Annotated in this window: 22 protein-coding genes; 11 read left to right on the top strand and 11 right to left on the bottom strand. The window is 71.9% G+C overall.

Features of this window, described 5'->3' with window-relative positions; genetic code table 11:
- The first annotated feature begins 82 nt into the window (after positions 1-82).
- The 4 genes from RZ50_RS30130 to RZ50_RS14850 all read left to right on the top strand — a co-directional run bounded on the left by RZ50_RS30130 (position 83) and on the right by RZ50_RS14850 (position 4,069).
- A complete protein-coding gene (locus RZ50_RS30130) occupies positions 83-445 on the top strand; it encodes an ATP-binding protein (protein WP_196950080.1) in 363 nt (120 codons plus the stop codon).
- Positions 442-714 (top strand): hypothetical protein, encoded by a 273-nt coding sequence (locus tag RZ50_RS14860; protein WP_196950081.1) that lies wholly within the window; start codon positions 442-444, stop codon positions 712-714. Before RZ50_RS30130 ends, RZ50_RS14860 begins: the two co-directional genes overlap by 4 nt.
- Before the next feature lie 539 nt (positions 715-1,253).
- Positions 1,254-3,092, top strand: a complete 1,839-nt coding sequence (locus tag RZ50_RS14855; protein WP_196950082.1) for an ABC transporter ATP-binding protein — start codon at positions 1,254-1,256, stop codon at positions 3,090-3,092.
- A 134-nt stretch (positions 3,093-3,226) separates the two neighbouring features.
- Positions 3,227-4,069, top strand: coding sequence for a helix-turn-helix transcriptional regulator (locus RZ50_RS14850; RefSeq protein WP_196950083.1), 843 nt, complete (start codon positions 3,227-3,229; stop codon positions 4,067-4,069).
- Positions 4,070-4,172: 103 nt separating this feature from the next.
- Here RZ50_RS14850 and RZ50_RS14845 read toward each other — a convergent pair whose 3' ends face one another.
- The 5 genes from RZ50_RS14845 to RZ50_RS14825 all read right to left on the bottom strand — a co-directional run bounded on the left by RZ50_RS14845 (position 4,173) and on the right by RZ50_RS14825 (position 7,514).
- Positions 4,173-4,724: a YceI family protein gene (locus tag RZ50_RS14845; protein ID WP_196950084.1), complete on the bottom strand. Its 552-nt coding sequence runs from the start codon at positions 4,722-4,724 to the stop codon at positions 4,173-4,175.
- A 312-nt stretch (positions 4,725-5,036) separates the two neighbouring features.
- A complete protein-coding gene (locus RZ50_RS14840) occupies positions 5,037-5,873 on the bottom strand; it encodes an SDR family oxidoreductase (protein ID WP_196950085.1) in 837 nt (278 codons plus the stop codon).
- A 74-nt stretch (positions 5,874-5,947) separates the two neighbouring features.
- Complete coding sequence (locus RZ50_RS14835) at positions 5,948-6,241, bottom strand: hypothetical protein (RefSeq protein WP_196950086.1); 294 nt, start codon at positions 6,239-6,241, stop codon at positions 5,948-5,950.
- Between the two features lie 72 nt (positions 6,242-6,313).
- On the bottom strand, positions 6,314-6,649 hold the full coding sequence (locus RZ50_RS29715; protein ID WP_308271639.1) for an alcohol dehydrogenase catalytic domain-containing protein: 336 nt from the start codon (positions 6,647-6,649) through the stop codon (positions 6,314-6,316).
- 97 nt (positions 6,650-6,746) lie between these two features.
- Positions 6,747-7,514: a CDP-alcohol phosphatidyltransferase family protein gene (locus RZ50_RS14825; RefSeq protein WP_196950087.1), complete on the bottom strand. Its 768-nt coding sequence runs from the start codon at positions 7,512-7,514 to the stop codon at positions 6,747-6,749.
- 265 nt (positions 7,515-7,779) lie between these two features.
- Between RZ50_RS14825 and RZ50_RS14820 the strand changes: the two genes are divergently transcribed.
- A complete protein-coding gene (locus tag RZ50_RS14820) occupies positions 7,780-8,346 on the top strand; it encodes an NUDIX hydrolase (RefSeq protein WP_196950088.1) in 567 nt (188 codons plus the stop codon).
- Positions 8,347-8,384: 38 nt separating this feature from the next.
- Complete coding sequence (locus tag RZ50_RS14815) at positions 8,385-9,074, top strand: HAD family hydrolase (RefSeq protein WP_196950089.1); 690 nt, start codon at positions 8,385-8,387, stop codon at positions 9,072-9,074.
- Positions 9,075-9,103: 29 nt separating this feature from the next.
- Here the strand turns inward: RZ50_RS14815 and RZ50_RS14810 are convergent, their stop codons facing one another.
- Positions 9,104-9,793 carry a YidC/Oxa1 family membrane protein insertase gene (locus tag RZ50_RS14810; protein WP_196950090.1) on the bottom strand — a complete coding sequence of 230 codons (690 nt, stop codon included), beginning with the start codon at positions 9,791-9,793 and terminating at the stop codon, positions 9,104-9,106.
- A 108-nt stretch (positions 9,794-9,901) separates the two neighbouring features.
- A complete protein-coding gene (locus RZ50_RS14805) occupies positions 9,902-10,195 on the bottom strand; it encodes a DUF6412 domain-containing protein (protein WP_308271638.1) in 294 nt (97 codons plus the stop codon).
- A 194-nt stretch (positions 10,196-10,389) separates the two neighbouring features.
- On the opposite strand from RZ50_RS14805, the gene RZ50_RS14800 reads away from it, so the two are divergent.
- Complete coding sequence (locus RZ50_RS14800) at positions 10,390-10,674, top strand: type II toxin-antitoxin system Phd/YefM family antitoxin (protein WP_196950091.1); 285 nt, start codon at positions 10,390-10,392, stop codon at positions 10,672-10,674.
- A complete protein-coding gene (locus tag RZ50_RS14795) occupies positions 10,667-11,089 on the top strand; it encodes a type II toxin-antitoxin system VapC family toxin (RefSeq protein WP_308271637.1) in 423 nt (140 codons plus the stop codon). The genes RZ50_RS14800 and RZ50_RS14795 overlap by 8 nt, the downstream gene beginning before the upstream one ends.
- Positions 11,090-11,105: 16 nt before the next feature.
- Here RZ50_RS14795 and RZ50_RS14790 read toward each other — a convergent pair whose 3' ends face one another.
- On the bottom strand, positions 11,106-11,687 hold the full coding sequence (locus RZ50_RS14790; RefSeq protein WP_196950092.1) for a hypothetical protein: 582 nt from the start codon (positions 11,685-11,687) through the stop codon (positions 11,106-11,108).
- Positions 11,688-11,743: 56 nt separating this feature from the next.
- Positions 11,744-12,820, bottom strand: coding sequence for a Gfo/Idh/MocA family oxidoreductase (locus tag RZ50_RS14785; protein ID WP_196950093.1), 1,077 nt, complete (start codon positions 12,818-12,820; stop codon positions 11,744-11,746).
- Between the two features lie 161 nt (positions 12,821-12,981).
- On the opposite strand from RZ50_RS14785, the gene RZ50_RS14780 reads away from it, so the two are divergent.
- From RZ50_RS14780 to RZ50_RS14770, 3 genes are all read left to right on the top strand, one after another.
- The gene (locus RZ50_RS14780) at positions 12,982-13,761 is read left to right on the top strand and encodes an HAD-IIA family hydrolase (RefSeq protein ID WP_196950094.1); all 780 of its coding nucleotides are present in this window, start codon (positions 12,982-12,984) and stop codon (positions 13,759-13,761) included.
- Positions 13,762-14,037: 276 nt separating this feature from the next.
- Positions 14,038-14,766, top strand: a complete 729-nt coding sequence (locus RZ50_RS14775) for a uracil-DNA glycosylase (RefSeq protein WP_308271636.1) — start codon at positions 14,038-14,040, stop codon at positions 14,764-14,766.
- Positions 14,767-14,997: 231 nt separating this feature from the next.
- On the top strand, positions 14,998-16,038 hold the full coding sequence (locus tag RZ50_RS14770; RefSeq protein WP_196950095.1) for a glycoside hydrolase family 6 protein: 1,041 nt from the start codon (positions 14,998-15,000) through the stop codon (positions 16,036-16,038).
- A 49-nt stretch (positions 16,039-16,087) separates the two neighbouring features.
- Here the strand turns inward: RZ50_RS14770 and RZ50_RS14765 are convergent, their stop codons facing one another.
- Together RZ50_RS14765 and RZ50_RS14760 are read right to left on the bottom strand one after the other, a co-directional pair.
- A complete protein-coding gene (locus RZ50_RS14765) occupies positions 16,088-18,019 on the bottom strand; it encodes a galactose oxidase-like domain-containing protein (protein WP_374199917.1) in 1,932 nt (643 codons plus the stop codon).
- Positions 18,020-18,133: 114 nt separating this feature from the next.
- Positions 18,134-20,329, bottom strand: a complete 2,196-nt coding sequence (locus tag RZ50_RS14760) for a glycosyltransferase family 2 protein (RefSeq protein WP_196950096.1) — start codon at positions 20,327-20,329, stop codon at positions 18,134-18,136.
- Positions 20,330-20,842 lie beyond the last annotated feature (513 nt).

Below are 20,842 nucleotides of genomic sequence, written 5' to 3'. Positions count from 1 at the left end.
ACCGAAGAACACCCATGTCCAGTGGGCTTGTTCACGGCGACGTCTCCGCCGGTCTCACTCCTTCCCCTCCGGGAGCCCCCCTGTGCGCGACCTCAACTCCCCCTCCCTCACCCTCTCCCGCTCCGCCCTCACCGGAGCCCTCGCCCTCGTCGGGTGGCCCCCGCCCCTCATCGCGGACGCCGAGCTCGCCCTTGTCGAGCTCATCGTCAACGCCTGGCGCCACGGCGAGACCACCTCTCCCGCCGTCGTCATCCTCTTCCACGGAAACACCCTCCGGGTCACCGTCTCCGACCGCTCCTCCTCCCTCCCCGAGCCCCGCACCCCGTCCCCCCTCTCCGAGTGCGGCCGGGGCCTCCAGCTCGTCGCCGGCCTCACCCACCGCTGGGGTGTCGACCCCCAGAAGCTCGGCAAGCACGTCTGGTTCGAGCTGGACGGTGCCGTGTGATCGCCCACCAGCCGATCCGCCCGGCCGACCCGGCCCTGTTCCACCTGACTGCCCGTCAACTCACCGAACTGATCATCGACCTCCGCACGGAGGGACGGGAGTTCGGCCTCCTCTGGCCCTCCGCCAAGCCGGGCGAGGTGAACCTCCAGGGTCGCCCCCTCATCGACCTCGGCAACATTCCGGCCAGCACTCTGATCAACCTCCTCGCCCTCCTCCGCGAGTACAAGCGCAACCGCGACGGCGGTCACCGATGGTGCCCGGGCGCCTGACCGCCGCCCCCGCTTGACCGCACAACGGGTCGCACTCCGAACCCTCGGGGCGCGACCCGTGCAGTTCACACAGTGAAAGTGACAATCCGTTATCGCTTCAAGGGGTTAATGAATACCTATCCAATCCTCCTTGGTATTTCTGGGGTGAATGCTTTACTTGCGGCTGGACTGTTCTCAAGTACGTTGGGAGTAGCCCACGTGAAGGGAGAGAATCATGGGATTCTTCGACCGATGGAGTAGCTTCGGGGGCCACGGCGGTGGCGGCGGGGGCCGCGGAGGCCGCGGAGGCCGTGGTGGTTACGGAGGCTACGGAGGCTACGGGGGTTATGGAGGCCGTGGAGGCCGCGGAGGCCGTGGTGGCTATGGAGGCTACGGCGGACGCGGTGGGGGCTACGGCGGACGTGGTGGGGGCCGCGGTGGCGGTCGCTACTAGTTGATCCCCTTTGATCCGGCCATAGCCGGGCTTCGTGCCCGGCCGTGGCTGGTTCCGTGATGGACGACATGACGGACGACGCGGGGTGATGACCACGATTCGCTCCATGCGGTCGGCGATACGACGCCTGGTGACCGTCTCCCAGGATCCCGACGAGATCGTCGAGGCCGCGCCGCCGGTTCCGATGCGGGACCTCTTCCGGCGGTTCTGGCCGTACACGCGCGGTCGCCGGCGATGGCTCATCGTGATCTTCTTCATGATCGTGCTGGGTCCGGTGGTCGACACCGCCGAGATCTGGCTGCTCAAGATCGTGATCGACGACATGCTCGTCCCCCGCAACCTGGACCTCTTCCTGCCGATCGCGCTCGCCTTCGTCGGGCTCACGTTGTTCTCCGGCGTCATCGGCTTCACCGACGACGTCGTCTCCACGTGGGTCGGCGAACGGTTCCTGCTCAACCTGCGGTTCGACGTGTTCCGTCACCTCCAGCGGCTGTCCCTCGGATTCTTCGAGCGCCGGAGGCTCGGCGACATCCTGGCCCGTGTGACCGGCGACGTCGAAGCCGTCGAGACGTTCCTGCTCTCCGGCATCGCCGACGCCCTCTCGCACGTGGTGGAACTGGGGCTCTACCTCGCGGTGCTCTTCTACCTGCGGTGGGATCTGACCCTGCTGGCCCTGGTCATCGCCCCGCTGTTCTTTTTCGCTGCCCGGAAGTTCTCCGGCCTGATCAAGGCCGCTTCACGCGAACGGCGCCGGCGCAGCGGATCGATCAGCTCGACCGCCGAGGAGAGCCTCGGCAACATCGCGCTCATACAGGCGTACAACCGCCAGAGGTGGGGGCAGGAACGGTTCCAGCGCGAGAACCTCGGCCACTACCGCGCGACGATGACGTCGACCAGGATCGGCGCGCTGTTCGGACCGGTCGTGGACGTCATCGAGTTGATCGGCGCGCTGGTCGTCCTGGGCCTGGGGACCTGGGAACTCACCCAGGGCCGGCTCACCCTGGGCGGACTGATGATCTTCCTGACGCTGCTGAGCAGGCTCTACAGCCCGATCCGGGGCATGTCGCAGCTCAGCAACACCTTCTACTCCGCCTCCGCCTCCGCCGAGCGGATCGCCGAGCTGCTGGACCAGCGCCCCCAGGTCGCCGAGGTCGACCGTCCCCGCCGGCTGCGGCACGTCCAGGGGGCCGTCGAGTTCGATGCCGTTCACTTCCGCTACCCGGAGACGACCCGGTCGGCGCTCTCGGGCGTCTCCTTCGCGGCGGCCCCCGGCGAGACCGTGGCACTGGTCGGGACGAGTGGTGCCGGAAAGTCCACCGTCGCGAAACTGCTGCTGCGCTTCTACGACCCGGACCAGGGCGCCGTCCGCCTGGACGGGTACGACCTGCGCGGCCTCGGGCTCAAGGACCTGCGCGACCACGTCGCGGTCGTCCTCCAGGAGACCCTCGTTCTGCACGGCACGGTCCGCGAGAACATCGCCTTCGGCCGCCCGGGCGCCAGCGAGCAGGAGATCGTCGCGGCCGCCCGCGCCGCCGACGCCCACGACTTCGTCATGGCGCTCCCGCAGGGCTACGACACCGTCGTCGGCCAGCGCGGCCGGCTCCTCTCCGGCGGACAGCGCCAGCGCCTCGCCATCGCCCGCGCGATGATCCGCGACGCACCCGTCCTGGTCCTCGACGAACCCACCACCGGCCTCGACGCCGAATCCGGAGAACGCATCCTCCGGCCCCTGCGCCTGCTGATGAGCGGCCGTACGACGATTGTCATCTCGCACAACCTGCTCAGCGTCCGCGACGCCAGCCAGATCGTCTTCCTCGAACACGGCCGGGTCGCCGGGCTCGGCACCCATGAGGAGCTGCTCGCGAGCAGCCCGGGGTACGCCCGCCTCCAACTCCTGCACGGGCCGTCGAACGGCGCGTCCACGATCGACGAGTTCACGCCGTGAACGCTGCTGTCAGCCCTCTGTCACCCCTCGGGGTGCAGTTATGGGCATAGCTCCCCGCGACCAGCCCGTCGAACGGCATCCTGGTGCCCCATCGAGCGCGAGGGAGCGCCACCCATGAAGCCCAAGTTCCGAGCGTGAGCGCCGATTTCGAACACGCCCGGTTGTCCCTCGGCGCGCGGCTGCGGGAGTTGCGCACCGACGCGGGCGTGAACGGCCGCGATCTGGCCGCGCGCCTCGACTGGCCGGCGTCGAAGGTGTCGAAGCTGGAGCACGGGAAGCAGGCGCCCACCCCCGAGGAGCTCCAGGCCTGGGCCGAGGCGGTCGGGCGGCCGGAGGCGGCCGCCGAGTTGAAGCTGAGGTTGCAGGGCCTCGGAGTGCGCTACCGGACATGGACCCGGGTGCTGGCCGGAGGCCATCTCGGACGGCAGGAGGTCGGCGTCAGGCGCAGCCGCGCGACGACCGTGACCACCGGCTACGAACCCGCCGTCGTCCCGGGCATCTTCCAGATCGCCGGGTACGCCCGGCACGTGCTGACCCACGCGAGCAGCCTCCACGGCGGTCCCGGGGACATCGACGAAGGCGTACGCGCCCGGCTCAAGCGCCAGGACTGCCTCTACCACCCGACGAAGCGCTTCCGGTTCGTCATGTCCGAGGCCGCGCTCTACGTGCGGATCTGTCCTCCCGAGGTCCTGGCCGCCCAACTGGACCGCCTGGGCGGACTGCTCGGCCTCGACACGGTGGAGCTCGGAATCGTCCCCCTGGGCGCTCCGGTGACCGTCGTCCCCAAACACGGGTTCTGGATCTACGACAACAGGTTCGTGACCGTCGAGACCTGGAACGCCGAGATGTGGCTGGACCAGTCGTCCGACATCGAGCTCTACCGGAAGGTCTGGGAGAAGCAGCACGAGGCCGCCGTGTACGGCCACGCGGCACACCGCCTCATCGCCCGCGCCCGCTCGACGCTGGCGGCCGGCTGATCCTCGGCCCGGTCGTCCAGGTTGTCCCGCCGCCACGACACCGGCCTCCGGGCCCCGATCGCTCGATCAGGGCCCGGAGGCCGGTGCCGTGGCGAGGGCGCCGCTAGCCCTGCCGGATCGCGGAGATGTCGAACTCCAGGACGACCTTCTCGCCGACCAGGACGCCGCCGCCCTCCAGGGCCGCGTTCCAGCTCACCCCGAAGTCCTTGCGGTTGATGGTCACCGAGCCCTCCAGGCCGACCCGCAGGTTGCCGTACGGGTCGACGGCGTTGCCCGTGTACTCGAAGTCGATGCTGATCGGGCGGGTGATGTCCTTGATGGTGAGGTCGCCGGTGACCCTGTAGTCGATGCCTCCGAGCGCCTCCACGCCCGTGGCGCGGAAGGTGATGTCCGGGTAGTTCGGCGCGTCCAGGAAGTCGTTGGTGCGCAGGTGCTGGTCGCGCTGCTCGACCCCGGTGCTGATGCTGTCGACCTTGATCACCACCTGGGCGGTCGAGCGGGACGGGTCCTCGCCGTCCAGGTGGGCGGTGCCCTCGAAGTCGGCGAACGAGCCCCGGACCTTGGTCACCATGGCGTGGCGCGCCACGAAGCCGATCCGGGTGTGGGTGGGGTCGAGGACGTAGTCCCCGGTGAGCTTGGAGAGGTCGGTGGTCATGGTCGGGGTTCCTCCGTGGTCCCGGACCCGGCGGCGGTCCCGTCCGGGTCGCTTCCGATCGACGCTAGGGCGTCTCCGGTCCGCCTCACGGACGGACGCGCGGGGGGAGCGCCATGGTCACCACTCTCGGCGCACGGGCGGTTCGGCGCCACCGGTCGCCCGCCCCGTCCGCCCGTTCCGGCCATCCGCCGGGGCCGCTGGCCGGCCCGCCGCCTGCCGCCCGTCGGCCGGCTCCACGGCAAGGCGGTGCCGACCTTCGATGCTTTCGACGTCTGAACCGTGCGGTCTCCTCGGGGCTTCCCGGGAGGCCCGCTACCGGAAGTCCGCCGCGTGGTCCCGCACCCAGGAGCGGAAGCCGTGCGGCGGGCGGCCGAGCACCCGCTCCACGGTGTCCGTCACCCGCTCGGGCTCGCGGGTGAACGACTCCCAGGCCCGCAGCCGGGACTCCACGAACGCGGCGTGGCCCCAGGCCGCCGTCAGCCGCTCGCGGGCCGTCTCCGGCGCCAGCTCCTCCCAGCGCACCTCGGTGCCGAGCTCCTCGCCGATGATCCGCGCCAGCTCGGCGTGGGCGATCGACTCGGGCCCGGTGACCACGTACTTGGCACCCTCGTGCCCGTCCTCGGTGAGCGCCCTCACCGCCACGTCCGCGATGTCGCGCTCGTGGACCAGCGAGCGGCGGGCCTGCCCGTACGGCCAGCGGACGACGCCCTCGCGCACCTGGTCGGCCCAGCCGAGCATGTTGCCCGCGAAGTCGATCGCCCGCACGAAGGTCCAGCCCAGGCCGGAGTGCCGGATCAGCCGCTCGATCTCCTGATGGAAGATCACCGCCGGTTCGTCGTCCGCGAGATCGGCCACGTCCGCCGACAGGTACACCACCCGCTCGGCGTGCTCGGCGATCAGCTCCACCACCCGCGGCTGGACCGGGATCCCGGGCCACATCAGATAGACGGCGTCCACCCCGCCGCCCAGTGCGGCCGCCAGGCTCTCCGGATCCGCCAGGTCGCCCTCGACGGCCTCCACCCCCTCGGGCAGTACCGACGTGGCGCGGCTCCGCACCAACGCCCTTACATCGTGCCCGCCTTCGGCCAGCGCGGCCACGACGTGCCTGCCCACACTGCCGTTCGCGCCGATCGCCAGAATCCTGTTCATGGCCGGCCCAACAGCCGCCGCGTCCGGCCTATGCCCCCGCTGTCAGACGCCCCGCTCCACCGACGGAGCGTCGGTCACAGCTCGCAGTAGTGCACGCATTGCTCGTTGGGATACGTTCCGATCCATTCGCAGCAGTAGGGCCCGTGCAGATCGGTCTGGACCTCGTCCCGAGCACGGAACTCCGTCACCACCCGATCACCTTCGACATGGGACACGCCGACCTGCTTGTCGAAGTCGACCTTCAGGACTTCGGTCTCGTAGCGCAGGCATTTCACGGTGTACCTGCGCGCAGCGTCGGGATGACTGGCGAACACCGCAGCCAGATCCTTGAAGAACTCCGGATCTCTTTCGGGACCGCACAGGGCCATGGCAGCCTCCTCTGTCCGTGTCGTCCATGCCCATGGTCTCTCCGGCACTCGGGGAGGGCCACTTGTGAGGGATCAACCGGCCACCCGCACCACGTACTTGCCGGTGGCCCGCCCCTCCTGCATCGCGTCGTGCGCGGCCGGGACGGCCTCCAGGCCCGGCAGCTCGGTGAGCGGGATGCTCAGGCCGCCGCCCGCCTGGAGGTCCAGGGTGGTGCGGATGGCACGGGCCAGGCGTCCGGTGACGCCCTCGCCGAGCTCCCGGACCGTACCGGCCACCTCCTTGCCCGGCAGGTACGGCCACTCGGAGGTGTAGCCGCCGTCGCCCCGGCGGGTCATCACGTCCACGAAGTTCAGCCCGGCCCAGGCGACGTCGATCGCCACCTGCCCGGCGCCGGGGCGCGGCTCCACGCCCGGTCCTGTCCGGTCGGCCCCGCGCGCTGCCGTGACCCGGGTCGCATCCGCGCGGGGCCCCGCTCGGGGCGGCCTCAGGCCTCCAGGGCGCGCCTCAGCGCAGCCGGGAGGAGGACAGGATCGACGCCAGGTGCGCCACCACCATCCCCCAGGTGATCACCGTGATCGCGGCCAGCGCCCCCCGGGTCGCGTCCAGGTGGCCGAGCCAGGCGTCCAGCGCGGCAGCCGCCAGCAGCACCAGGGAGGCCTCGATGCCGTTGGTCACCCGGTGGATCTTGAAGATCGAGGCGAGCCGGCGGGCCGTCGCGATGCCCTGGGAGCGCGGCTGGGTCGATTCCTCGTCCGCCGGCGCCTGCCCGCTGCGGGCCCGGGCCACGTCCACCAGGTCCGTGGAGGCCTTGAGCAGCACCACGCCCAGCGCGGCCGCCAGACCCGCCGACACCCACAGCTCCGAACCGCCGCGCGCCGCCCGGACGCCCGCACCGATCATCAGCGCGGCGTCCGCCAGGTAGGCGCCGAGCCGGTCCACGTACACCCCGGCCATGCTGAACTGGCGCTTCCAGCGCGCCACTTCGCCGTCCACGCAGTCGAAGAGCAGGAACAGCTGGAACAGCACCGCCGCCAGCACCGCACCGGTCAGGCCCGGGATCAGCAGGGCCGCACCGCCGCCGACCCCGCACACCACCATCACCCAGGTGAGGGTGTTCGGCGACACCGAGGTCCGCACCAGCTGCCGGGTGGTCCGCAGCGAGATCCGCCGCATGTACAGCCGACCCGCCCAGTGCTCACCGTTGCGGCTCTGCAACTTGGCCTGCGGCTGGCACACCTCGCGCAGCTCGGCGAGCGCCGGAGCAGCCACCATGACGACATCCCTCCACCTGTCCCGAAACGATCACCACAGGCTACGGCCTCCCGGGGCGGCCGTGACCAGCCGGTACGCCCCCAGGAGGACCTCCGCGGACTCGGGGGAGCCCCTGCCGCGGGGAAAACGGGTGGGCCGCCCGACCGGCCCCGGGCTAGGCTTCGCGGGTTCGCCGGAACCGGAGGCCCCGGGCCCGATCACCCGCTCCCGCAAGCCGGTTGACGCGGTTCGAAGCGCCCCGGGCCGGAACGAGGAGCACAGACACATGGTGACCACGGGCGCCGCAGCGCAGAGCCCCGACCTGGCCCGACTCCTGGACGGGTACCACCCGCAGGGCCCGGCGGAGACCGCCGACCACGCCCGGGTCCGCTCCCTGACCGACGCCCCCGACGCCTGGGACCGCGGCACCCCGCTGCACTTCACCGCCTCCGCGCTGATCGTCCACCCGCCGACCCGCCGCGTCCTGCTGCGCTGGCACGTCCGCCAGCAGGCCTGGCTGCACGTCGGAGGCCACGGCGACCCGGGCGAGGCCCTGCCGCTGGACATCGCGCTGCGCGAGGGCCTGGAGGAGACCGGCCTGACCGACCTCGCCCCCTGGCCCGACGCCGCCCTCGTCCACCTCGCCGTGGTGCCCGTCCCGGCCTCGCCCGTCGAACCCGCCCACGAGCACGCCGACCTGCGCTTCCTGCTCGCCACCGACACCCCGGAGCTGGCCCGGCCGGAGAACCCGGCCTCCCCGCTGGAGTGGCTCACCGTCGAGGAGGCCAAGGCGCGGACCACCGAGGAGAACTTCCGCGAGACCCTTGACCGGGCCGCCCGCCTGCTGGCCTGACCCCCAGCCCGTACGATCCCCTGCTCGAAGGAACCCCGATGCACACCGACCAGACGCTCATCTTCGACGCCGACGACACGCTCTGGGAGAACAACGTCCTCTTCGAGCGCGTCATCGACGGCTTCCTGGACTGGGTCGCCGCCCCGGCCGAACGGGACGGCACCCGGGCCCTGCTCAACCGGATCGAGGCCGCCAACTCCGTCACCCTCGGCTACGGCGCCGCCGTCTTCCGGCAGAGCCTCGCGGACTGCCTGCGGCAGCTCAACGGCGACCGCGCCGTGACGGCGGCCGAGCTCGCCCGGATCGAGGACCTGCTCGTCCCGCTCACCGACCGCGGGGAGATCGAGCTGATCAACGGAGTCGCCGACACCCTCACCGCCCTCTCCGACCGGCACCACCTGCTGCTGCTCACCAAGGGCGACCAGGACGAGCAGCGGCGGAAGGTGACGGCCTCCACGATCGACCACCACTTCCGCGGCATCCACATCGTCGCCGAGAAGTCCGTCGACACCTACCGGCAGCTCACCGGCGACCTCGGCCTCGACCCCGGGCGGACCTGGATGATCGGCAACTCGCCCAAGTCCGACATCGCCCCTGCCCGCCGGGCCGGGCTGCGCACCGTGTTCATCCCGCACGAGCACACCTGGGTGCTGGAGCACGAGGAACTCGGCCCGGACGAGGCGACGCTGCAGCTCACGGCCTTCCCGGAGCTGCTGCGCCACTTCTGAGCCGCCACCAGGGGAGCGGGCCTCGTGGTTCAGACGGCGAGCGCGGTCGCCGGGGCCTGCGCCCCCCGGTGCAGCCAGGCCCGCTCGGCCGTCGACCACACGCTCGTCGTCACCAGGTACAGCGCGGCCGCCACCGGCACCAGCAGCGCGAACAGCACCGACCCGAACGACAGGTACGGCAGCAGCCGCGCGCCCGGCTGCGGGGTGGTCTGCGCGGCCGCCGCCCGCCGGGCCCGGCGGTAGTTGACGTACCCGACCGCCGCCAGCCCGGCGTACAGCACCACGAACACCGCCACCTGCGCGGCGCCGTGCGCGGCCCCGACGTGCAGGCCCAGCGGCACGCCGAACAGGGTGTGGTCCAGCAGGTCGTTCGGGGTGGTGAAGAGGCGGTACATCACCGAGAAGAACGGGATCTGGATCAGCATCGGCAGGCATCCGGCGAACGGCGATGCCTGCTCCTTCCGGTACAGCTCCGCCAGCGCCTCGCGCTGCTTCTCCGGGCGGTTCCGGTACTTGCGGTTCAGCTCGGCGACCTTCGGCGCGAGCTCCGCCCGCGCCTTCTCCCCGCGCGCGGCCGCCCGCGCCAGCGGGTGCAGGGCGAGCCGTACGCAGACGGTGAACAGGACGATCGCCAGCGCGGCCGGCAGAACGTGGGCGATGGCGGAGACAGCGTCGTGGGCGACGGTGACGGCCGGGTCGAGAACAGCGAGAACGGACATGGTGGAGCGAGCCCTCCGGGGTCTCGGGAACGAGGATCGGCGGAGGACGGCCGCGAAAGGGCGCGAAGAGGCGCGCAAAGGCGCGAAAAGGCTTCGGGCGATACGGAGTTACGCGGCCGCCGGGGCCGCGCCCGGTGCCCTGGGGCGTCGCCTGCCCCGGGCGTCCGGATCACGCTGCGGAAGGAACGCCGTACGGAACGCCCGGCGCCGCAGCACACCGCTGCGCACCGCCGCCGGCGCCCGCGCGCCCAGCAGCCGGGCCCCGGCCAGCGCCCCAGCGACCGCCCCGGCCACCAGCACCACGGCCGCCACGGCGGCGACGGACGCCAGCGTCCCGCCGTCGGTCACCATGTCCCCGGTCAGCACCCGGAGCAGGCCCAGCAGCATCGCGATCACGGTCACGGTGCGCTCCCCTCCCTCGGTGCTTCCGGCTCCCGGACGTTCAGGACGACGATCCTACGGTCCGTCGGGTTCCCGCCACGCGCGGAATCCTCGAACCGGGCTCGAACGCGGGTCTTCCGGGAGGCCTTCGAGGCGGCCTCGAATGCGGTGTCCGAGGCGTAGCCACGGGTGCTACGCGGGGCTACCGTGGAGGCATGAAGACGATTACCCAGCGGGAGTTCCGGAACAACTCCGCCGCGGTGATGGACGCGGTGGAGGCGGGGGAGACCTTCCACATCACCAGGAACGGGGTCGAGGTCGCGGAGCTGCGGCCGGTGTCCGGGCGGCGGCGGCTCACCGCGGAGGAGCTGGTGGCGCGGCACGTGAAGCTGCCGCGGGTGGACTACCAGCAGATGCGCAAGGAGTCCGAGGAGTACTTCGGCCCCGAGGAGCTGGTGGGGGACGAGGGCGACGACCCGTTCGAGCGGCGGCGTGGCTGAGCGCCGGAGGGCGCCCCGGCGGCGGCCGGCCGGGGTGCTGGACACCTGCGTGTACATCGACCTGGCGCTGCTGAGCCCAGCCGACCTTCCGGCCGTACCGGAGCTGACCGCGATCACCTTCGCCGAGCTGCAACAGGGCGTGTCGATGGCCCGCGACCCGGCCAGCCGGGCCGCCCGGCTGGAGGTGCTGGGCGCGGCGATGGCCGACTTCGACCCGCTGCCCTTCGACGCGGCCGCCGCCGCCCGCTACGGGACGCTGGTCACCCTGACGATCGCCGCCGGGCGGCAGCCGCGCCCGCGCCGGATAGACCTGATGATCGCCGCCGTGGCCTCCGCCCACGGGCTGCCGCTGTACACCCGCAACGTGGCGGACTTCCGGGGGCTGGGCTCGGCGGTGGAGATCATCGGGGTGTGAGGCGCCAGGGCGTGAGTCAGCGGGGTGTGAGCGCGGCTTCCCCGTCGCGCTCGACCTCGTCCGCCAGGGCCGCCGCGTACCGCAGGGCGTCCTGCCGGGCCTGGAAGCGCCGCAGCACCAGGTTGTTGCCGGAGGTGCCGACGTGCGGTCCGACCGCGGCCGCGACGGCCCAGCGGGGGCGGCCGAGCAGCCGGAGGACCGCCCAGCGGAGCGCGAAGTTCAGGCCGACCAGGGCGGCGAGGGGGATGAGCAGCAGGGCCCCGTCGCCGAACGCCTGGAAGCCTCGCAGCGGGTCGTAGTCGTTCAGCCGCTTGGACGTCGCCCGGAACCTGCCGAGCCACACCACCGCGAGCCGGACGCGCCGCCCGTCGGGCCCGGTGACGTCGAGGTAGCCGATGTTCCCGGCGCGCTCGCCCTTGGCCCAGGCCTCCCGCTCCTGGGCGACGCCCCGCTCGTACGATTCGGCCGCCGCGGCCTTCTGGCGCTGCTCGAACTCCGCGGTCCACGCCTTCTCGCGCTCCTTCTGGTCGGCGGACCACGCCCGCTCGCGCTCCTGCCGCTCCTCGACGCTGAGTTGCCGCCCCCGACGTGTGCTCATGCGGTCATCGTAGGAGGACGGTCAAGGAAGGGTAAAGCGAGCCGCGTGGCCGCCCGTCAGTCCAGCCGGACCGCCGTCCCCGTGGCCGCGGAGGCGCGGGCGGCCTCCAGGACGGTGAGGGTGGCCACCGCGTCGCGCGGGTCGACCGGGGGCGGGGTGCCCGGGGTGGCCAGGGCGGCGGCGATGCCGGCGTAGAACGCGGGGTAGTCGCCCGGGTCGGTGGGCAGGGAGATCGCCGACTCGTCGGTGCCCAGGGTGCCGTAGTGCGCGGGCACGTCGGCGCCCCACGGGTGGGTGCCGTCCGGGCGGTGGCCCGCCCGCAGCTCGGCCTCCTGCGGGTCCATGCCGAGCTTGACGTACCCGGCGGTGTCGCCGAGCACCCGCAGCCGGGGGCCGATCAGCGGGGTGATGGCGCTGGTCCACAGGTGCGAGCGGGTGCCGGAGGCGTGGGTGAGCGCGAGGAACGCGTCGTCGTCCACCACCGCGCCGTCGCGGCGCACGTCGATCTCCGCGTACACCGTCTCCACCGGCCCGAACAGGGTCAGCGCCTGGTCGACCAGGTGGCTGCCCAGGTCGTACAGCGTGCCGCCGACCTCCGCCGGATCGGCCAGCTCGCGCCAGCCCGGCTTCGGCTTCGGGCGGAAGCGCTCGAAGCGCGACTCGAAGCGGTGCACCCGGCCGAGCGCGCCACCGCGCACCAGCCGGCTCGCGGTGAGGAAGTCGCCGTCCCAGCGCCGGTTCTGGAACACCGAGAGCAGGGTGCCCCGGGCCTCGGCGAGCCGGCACAGCTCCAGTGCCTGGGCGGCGGTGCCGGCCAGCGGCTTGTCCACCACGGTCGCCAGGCCGGCCTGGAGGCAGGCGCGGGCCAGCGGGGCATGGGTGCGGTTGGGAGAGGCGATGACGACCAGGTCCAGCGCCTCCGGGTCGGCGAGCAGCTGCTCGGGGGTGTCCACGGCGCGGGCGTCGGGGTGCTCACGGCGCAGCTGCTCGCGGCGTTCGGGGTTGGCGGTGACCACGGCGTCCAGCCGCAGCCCGGGCGTGGTGGCGATGAGCGGGGCGTGGAAGGCGGAGCCGGCCAGGCCGTAACCGATCAGGCCGACGCGGAAGGGACGGGAGGCGGTCAGCGGGTTCATGCGCCCACTCAACCACGAGGTGCCCGGTTGCTCCCGGTTTCCGTCGGACGGCCGCCGTATCCCGTTGGGCGGGACGTTCTGTCCCCGACCACCCGTGCGGATTAGGCTGTGCCGCGTCAGGGCCCTACGCAAGACGTTGCAACACTTCGGGAGACACGCACGTGGCAGACCGCAAGCCCATCGAGTCCTGGCTGACCGACATGGACGGCGTCCTCATCCACGAGGGCACGCCGATCCCCGGCGCGGAGGAGTTCCTGCGCAGGCTCCGGGAGTCCGGCAAGCCGTTCCTGGTCCTCACCAACAACTCCATCTACACCCCGCGCGACCTCAGCGCCCGACTGGCCGGGATGGGCCTGGAGGTGCCCGAGGAGTGCATCTGGACCTCCGCCCTGGCCACCGCCAAGTTCCTCAAGAGCCAGCGGCCGAACGGCACCGCCTACGTGATCGGCGAGGCCGGCCTCACCACCGCGCTCTACCAGGCCGGGTACGTCCTGACCGACAACAACCCCGACTACGTCGTCCTCGGCGAGACCCGCACCTACTCCTTCGAGGCGCTCACCAAGGCGATCCGCCTGATCAACCAGGGCGCCCGGTTCATCTGCACCAACCCGGACGAGACCGGCCCCTCCACCGAGGGCGTGCTGCCGGCCACCGGCTCGGTCGCGGCCCTGATCACCAAGGCCACCGGCGTCGACCCGTACTTCGTCGGCAAGCCCAACCCGCTGATGATGCGCGAGGCGCTCAACACCGCCGGCGCCCACTCGGAGACCGCGGTGATGATCGGCGACCGGATGGACACCGACATCGTCGCGGGCATGGAGGCGGGCATGGAGACCATCCTGGTCCTCACCGGCCTGACCTCGGCCAATGACGTGGAGCGCTTCCCGTACCGGCCCAGCCGGGTGGTCAAGTCGATCGCGGACCTGGTCGAGCTGATCTAGCGTCCGCGGTGCTGTCGCGAGCCCCGTCCCGGCCGAGCGCCGGGGCGGGGCTCGCGCCTTGGGGCCGTGCTCGTGGTCCCGGGAGCGTGCCCGTGACTCGCGAGGGGCGGGACCCGGCCGAACTCGCCGCCGTGGCCGCCGCGTTCACCGTCTCGGCCGGGCCGTGGCGGCAGTTCTGCTCCGGCTCCCGTGGCGTGGGTTGTCGGTGGGGATGTGTAGCGTTCGGGGTGTAAGAGGGCAGGCGGCGCAGCAGCCGCGGTGTGGGAGGTAGATGTCGTGACGGACACGGTCGAGGCGGGCGTGGTCGAGGCCGGCGAGGGCGGCGGGCTGGACCTGCCCGAGTCCTGGCGCGAGGTGCTGGGCGAGGAGGCGGAGAAGCCGTACTTCGCCGAGCTGGCGGCCTTCGTGGCGGCCGAGCGCGCGGAGCACCAGGTGTTCCCGCCGAGCGGCCAGGAGTTCGCCGCACTGGAGGCCACTCCGTACGAGAAGGTCCGGGTGCTCGTCCTCGGTCAGGACCCGTACCACGACGACGGCCAGGCCCACGGCATGAGCTTCTCGGTGCTGCCCGGCACCAGGACGCCGCCCTCGCTGCGCAACATCTTCAAGGAGCTGGACGCCGACCTCGGCATCCCCGCCCCGGACAACGGCTACCTGATGCACTGGGCCGAGCAGGGCGTGCTGCTGCTCAACGCGGTGCTCACGGTCCGCGCGCACGAGGCCAACTCGCACAAGGCGAAGGGCTGGGAGAAGTTCACCGACGCGGTGATCAAGGCGGTGAGCGCGCGCGAGGAGCCGGTGGTCTTCGTGCTGTGGGGCAACTACGCGAAGAAGAAGCTGCCGCTGATCGACACCGAGAAGCACGTGGTGGTGCAGGGCGCCCACCCGTCGCCGCTGTCCGCCAAGCTGTTCTTCGGCAGCCGCCCGTTCTCGCAGATCAACGAGGCGCTGGACGGCTTCGGCGTCGAGCCGATCGACTGGCAGGTGCCGGACCTCAAGCAGGGCTGAGCACGGTCGGACGTGCGGGTGGCCGTGGGTGGACTTCCGTTCGCCCACGGCCACTTGCCGTTCACCGATGGGGGCCGTCGGCCGGGGCCGACTGTGCTTAGCTGGTGCCGACCGGTCGCCGGACCGGTCCTGGGGAGGGCCGGCTCGGAGGGGCGGTACGTGCGCGGGGTGGGGCGGAGAGGAACGTTTCGGGGGGCTGTTCCGGCCGGTGGTCTGCTACTGGCCGCTCTGATGCTGGCGGTCTCCGGTTGCAGCGGGACGGACGGCGGAGCGAGCGGCGGCGGCGCGGGGAACGGTGAGGCGGGGAGCGGTGGGGCGGCCGGTGCCACCGGTGCCACGGCCCCCGCCACCGCCGCGAGGACGCCGGACGGGCCCGGCGGACCGGCCCAGCTCCCCGGACAGGCCTTCTACGTCTCCGACCAGACCAACGCCGCCCGGCAGGTCGCCACGCTGCGCTCCCAGGGCCGCGCGGCCGAGGCCGACACCCTGCTGCGGATCGCCGCCCAGCCCTCCTCGCAGTGGCTCGGTGAGCAGGGGGCCAGGGAGATCGCCGAACAGGTGAGCCGCCGTGCCGCCGAGGCCGGCCGGACGGCCGTCTTCGTCGCGTACGACATCCCGCACCGCGACTGCGGCCAGTACTCGGCCGGCGGTGCCCCCGACGCCGCCGCCTACCGGGCCTGGATCACCGGCGTCGCGCAGGCCCTCGGCGACCGCAGGGCCTGGGTGGTGCTGGAGCCGGACGCCGTCGCGCACACCCTGGACTACTGCGGGATCAAGGGCGACCTCGCCGCCGAGCGGTACGGCCTCCTGGCCTTCGCCGTCCAGGAGTTGAAGAAGCAGCCGAACGTCCGGGTCTACCTGGACGCCGGCAACCCCGGCTGGGCCCAGGACCCGGACGAACTGGCCGCCGCCCTGCGCAAGTCGGGCATCGCGGCGGCGGACGGCTTCGCGGTGAACGTCGCCAACTTCTACCCCGTCGACCGGAACGTGGCGTACGGCAACCGGCTCTCCGCCGCCCTGGGCGGGAAGCACTTCGTCATCGACACCAGCCGCAGCGGCAACGGCTCGCTGGGCGCCGACTCCTGGTGCAACCCGCCCGGCCGGGCACTCGGCGAGCCGCCGACCACCGAGACCGGCAAGCCCGGGGTCGACGCCTACCTGTGGATCAAGAACCCGGGGGAGTCGGACGGCGAGTGCGGCCGTGGCGAGCCCCGGGCGGGCGAGTTCTGGCTGCCGTACGCGCTGGGGCTGGCGCAGGCGGCGATGCGCTGAGGCCCCGGGTGGTCCTGCTGGGGCTCCGGGTGTCCGCGGGGGCCCGGGTTCAGCCGGTCACCTGGATCCAGCGGGCGACCGACGGGGTGCCCGCGCTGTCCGTCAGGAACAGCATGTACCAGCCGGGCGGCAGCAGGTTGGGGTTGCCCGGGAGGGCGAGTGAGACCCCGTCCGCCGTCCGCCCGGTGATGTCCAGGGCCACCGAGCGCTGCTCGACGTCGGTCACGTGGGTCACCGAACTCGGCCGGATCAGCTTGGCGGTGGTCACCGCGTCCGGCCGGGAGGTGCCGACCTTGAGGCTGCCGCCGAGCTTCGCCGCCACCGGTGCGGCGGTCACCTGCGGGCGGTCGCCGTGGTACAGGTACGGCGGGGTGTAGATCTCGATGCGCTGCTCGAAGCCGCCCGGCTGGGTCTCGGCCTTGTCCGCGAAGAGCGGGTTGGAGCCGAGCACGGCGACCCGGCCGTCCGGCAGCAGCAGCGCCTCGGAGTGGTAGTCGCGGCCGACGACGGGCTCGGCGGCGGTGCTGAAGCTGTTGGAGTCCGGGTGGTACACCTGCGCCTTGAGCAGGTCGCTGTCGCCCCGGCCGCGGTAGCCGCTGGAGCCGCCGGTGGTGAAGACGGTGTCGTCCGGGAGGATCACGCTGTTGAGGTAGCGGGTGCCGCCGGCCGGCAGGTCCGGGCCCGGAGTGTAGGCGGGCTTGGCGGCGGACAGGTCGGCGATGTCGGTGCGGGCCGTGGACAGCGGGGACTCGCCCACCCCGCCGCCGCCGAGCACCATGACCTTCTGCGCCTGGGCGGGCGGCAGCAGCACCGAGGCGGAGGTCTCGGTGAGGCCCGGGTCGCGCAGGCCGGGGACCGGCTGGAAGGTGTTGTTCGACAGGTCCCACAGGCCGGGCTCGCGGCCCTTGTCGGCCGGGCCGTATCCGGCGTTGGAACCGGAGTAGAAGAGCTTGCCGGAGGCCGTCAGGAAGATCGACGGATAGGTCGGGAAGTAGCGGTCGGGGGCCTTGGCCCAGCTCTTCGTCTTCGGGTCGTAGACCTCGTTGTCGTTGCCGTTGAGGATCTGCCCGGTGTCGTCCAGCCCAGAGACGGTGACCACCCGGCCGTCGCCCAGCCCGGTCAGGGTCGGGTACCAGCGGGCGTGCGCCATGTCGGTGACCTGCTCGTAGAGCTCGGTGTCCGGGTTGAACTCGAAGGCGGCGCGGATGCCCTGGTAGTCCTGCTTGTCCAGGGTCAGCTTCTCGCTCTGCCCGTACAGGTTGTGCGAGTCGGCGCCGGTCAGGCCCTTGATCCGGTACTGGGCGGGCGAGCCGGCCACGTAGTCCGGGCCGTCGCCGACCGCCTCGACGAACACGTGCTGCTCGCCGGCGGTGACCACGGTCTGCTTGCCGGAGCCGGTCTTGGTCGCGGCGGGGACGGTCACCGGGGCGGTGGTGGCGTACTCGCGGCCGTTCGGGCCGACGAACACGGTGCCCTTGGGGAAGGTGCGGTCGCGCTCCGGACTCTCGTTGCGCACCCGCATCACGCCGGCGGCCTTCTTCACCGCGCCGTCCAGCTTCTCGTACCGCTGGGTGCCGCCGGCCACCAGCACCCGGCCGTCCGGCAGCGAGGTGTGGCCACCGCAGAACATGTCCGCGGGTGTGGGAATCAGCTTGTAGGTGTTCTTGGCCGGATCCCAGAGCAGGCTCTTGAAGGTGCCCGCGTTGAACTGCTTCTCGTCGTTGCCGGAACCGGCGACGATGAGCACCTTGCCGGTGCGCAACAGGGTGGCGTGGACGGCGTTGACCCGGAACTCGGCGGGCAGCGTCAGGGTCTGCCAGTGGCCGTACTGCGCCTTGTACTCGGGGCGGTTGATCACGTACTGGTGGTACTGCTCGCTGGCGAAGCCCAGGACAGCCGGGGCGTTCATTCCGGCGACGGTCAGCGCGACGGTGCTGCCGAGGGCGAAGCGCTTGGTGCGGCCGGTCTTGTGGATCTTCACGGTGGTTGGTCCCCTCGGGAGGTACGGGAGGCTCGTGGGGCGGGGCGGCTCGATGGGGGCTCTCAGTGGGTGCTCTCAGTGGGTGCTTTCGGTAGGGGCTGTCAGCGGGGGCTCTCAGTGGGGGGTGCTGTTCTCGGCCCGGTCGGGGGCGGAGGTGCCGAGGCGTAGCTGGAGGGTGGGGGAGTCCAGGCGGAGTTGGAGGGTGGGGGAGTCGAGCGCGGCGGGCGGGTTGCGGGCGTGGCGCGGGCGGCGCTTCTCCAGGAGGACCGTCGGGACCGCCGCCGGATCGCCCGTGACGGTGAGAGTGGCGGTGGGCCGGGTGCGGCGGCGGCGCACGGCGTCGCCGGCCGAGATCAGGACCGGCAGCAGGGTCAGGGCCAGGGCGATCCAGGCCCAGGTGCGCATCGCGACGTGGTCGTAGCCGGTGTGGAAGGAGGCGGCGATGGCGCCGCCGAACACCAGCGTCCAGAACAGGTGGTAGCGGAAGGTGCCGAGCCGGTCGGCGCTGGCCGAGCGGCCCTTGGGCGTCACCACGAAGCGGCTGCGGCGGCGGACCAGCGCCTGGAGCAGCGAGGCGGCGTAGACCGGGCCGCAGAGCGCCGACATCACCATGCCCGCGACCCCGGAGGAACCGGCCGGCTCGTGCGGGCTCACGTTGTGCTTGCGGTTCCAGGTGTAGAGCAGGAGTTGGAGTGCGGCGGCGTCGCTGTAGAGCATCATCCAGATCTCCGAGGAGACGTGGACGCCGGAGGCGCCGAAGCCCAGGTAGAGCACGCTGGACACGCCGCCGAGCAGCCAGGTGAGCGCCGCCATCGGATAGAAGCCCACCATCAGCGAGTAGTTGAGCGCTCGCCCGGGGGACAGTCGCCAGATCGCCCGCCAGTACTGGGTGAGCAGGGTCTCGTACGTTCCCCGGCTCCAGCGCAGTTGCTGGGAGAAGAAGTCGGTCCAGGAGGAGGGGCCCTCGCCCACCGCGAGCACGTCCGGGGTGTACACGGACTTCCAGCGTTCCCCGGTCTCCGGGTTTCGGCTCCGGTGGAACTCCAGGCCGGTCGCCATGTCCTCCGTGATGGAGTCGTACAACCCGCCGATCGACTGGAGCGCGCGGATTCTGACCGCGTTGTTGGTGCCGACGAACATCGGTGCGCCGTAACGGTTTCCGGCGCGCTGGATGAGGGCGTGGAAGAGGTACTGCTGGCTCTCGGAGAATTTGGTGACGGCCGAGCCCGAGCTGCGGTAGTTCCCGTACACCTGCGGCCCGACCACGAATGCGACGTCCGGATCGCGGAAGTAGCCGAGCATCCGCTCGCAGAAGTCGGGCAGTGGCGCGTGGTCGGTGTCGACGGACACCCAGAAGTCGTAGTCGTCGCCGTGCGCCTGGAGCCAGGCGTTGTAGTTGCCGTGCTTGGTCCCGGCGCGGAACCGCCCCTTCGGCCGGTTCCAGTGCGGACGACCGGAGCGGGTGAAGTGGTGCACGCCCAGCTCGGCGCAGAGGGCCCGCATCGCAGGATCGTTTCCCTCGTCCAACAGCCAGACGTCGTACGGTCCTTCGTGCCGGACGGCGCGGGCCGCGACCAGCGTGGCCCGGACCATCTCCGGGGGCTCCTTGCCCGGCACGCAGGTGGTGAGGAAGGCGACCCGGGTGCCCGGCTGCGGCGTCACGGGTATCGGGTCGCGGGCGACCAGGGTCGCGTGGGTGTTGGAGACCACGTTGACCAGCCGGAACACCTCGACCACGGCGATGATCCCGACCATCACCTTGTCGCCGAGCAGCACCAGGGTGTTGGTCTCGTCGAGGCGCTCCGGCCAGTGCTCGGGCAGCAGTAGCCAGATCAGCAACACCGCCTCCACCAGCGGGGCGGCCATCATCAGCAGCGCGGCCCGGATCCGGTGGGGTTCGTGGCGCAGCAGGCTGCGGTACTGGACGCGGTAGGGGGCGGAGGGGGCGGGTGCTGCCGCCGCGCCCGTGGCCTCCGCTCCTGTGGCCTCCGCTCCCACGGCCGTCGTCGCCCAGTCTCCCGGTTCGGGCCGGTAGACGCCGCCGCCGAGTTCCCGGTCCTCGTCCGGATCGACCGCCGGGCCGGCCAGGCGGCTGAAGTGGCCGTAGTCGTACGGGGCTTCGGGTGCGGGTATGGCGGCCAGGTCGGCCTCGTCGAACCGTCCGGTGCTGTCGGACCGTTCGGCCCTGCGGCCGCGCCCGTGGCGGGCCGTCGTTCCGACGGCGTTCCGTCGGGTGCCCGGTTGTCGGGCGTCCTGTTGTTGGGCGCCCGGTTGTCGGACGGCCCTCCGTCGCGAGGACGGCGTGGTCATAGCTGCTCCCCCCGGAGTATTGCGCCTTGCTTCGCTCGGCGGTGCCTCGCCTCGCTCCGAAGCCGTCCGGGCAGAACGCGGCCCGGTGAACTGCGGTCCTTGCCACAGTTTCCGGGCTGTCCGACACGTGAAGTGTGTGCGACCGGTTCAGTTGTGGGCCTGTGCGGCGGCTTCGAATGCGGGATCCCGGTGCACAATCCAGCTTCCCCTCCGGGGTGTGCGGAGATCCTTGGCTTCCTCAACTCTCCCGGAGCGCAACGGTGATCGCAACCATTCGGGAAAACGATCACCGCGCAAGCGTGAAGATGCTACGGTTCCGGCCGCGCCGGTCGGCGGCGGTGCTAATGCGGGGAATTCGGTGCCGGGGGGCGGGGTGGTGATGCCGCCGCTGCTGCGCGAACGGCATGCGAACGGCCGGACCGTTCCAGGGAGTTGCTCCTCGGAGGGGCGGTCCGGCCGTGGGTGGCGGATTCGGTTCTCTCGGTCCTGTTCGTTCTCCGGGTTCCTCGGGTT

It is taken from the genome of Kitasatospora sp. SUK 42 (assembly GCF_015776785.2).
Lineage (GTDB): Bacteria > Actinomycetota > Actinomycetes > Streptomycetales > Streptomycetaceae > Kitasatospora.
Note: the sequence above shows the minus strand (reverse complement) of the source record. Positions and strands in the feature narration are given on the sequence as shown.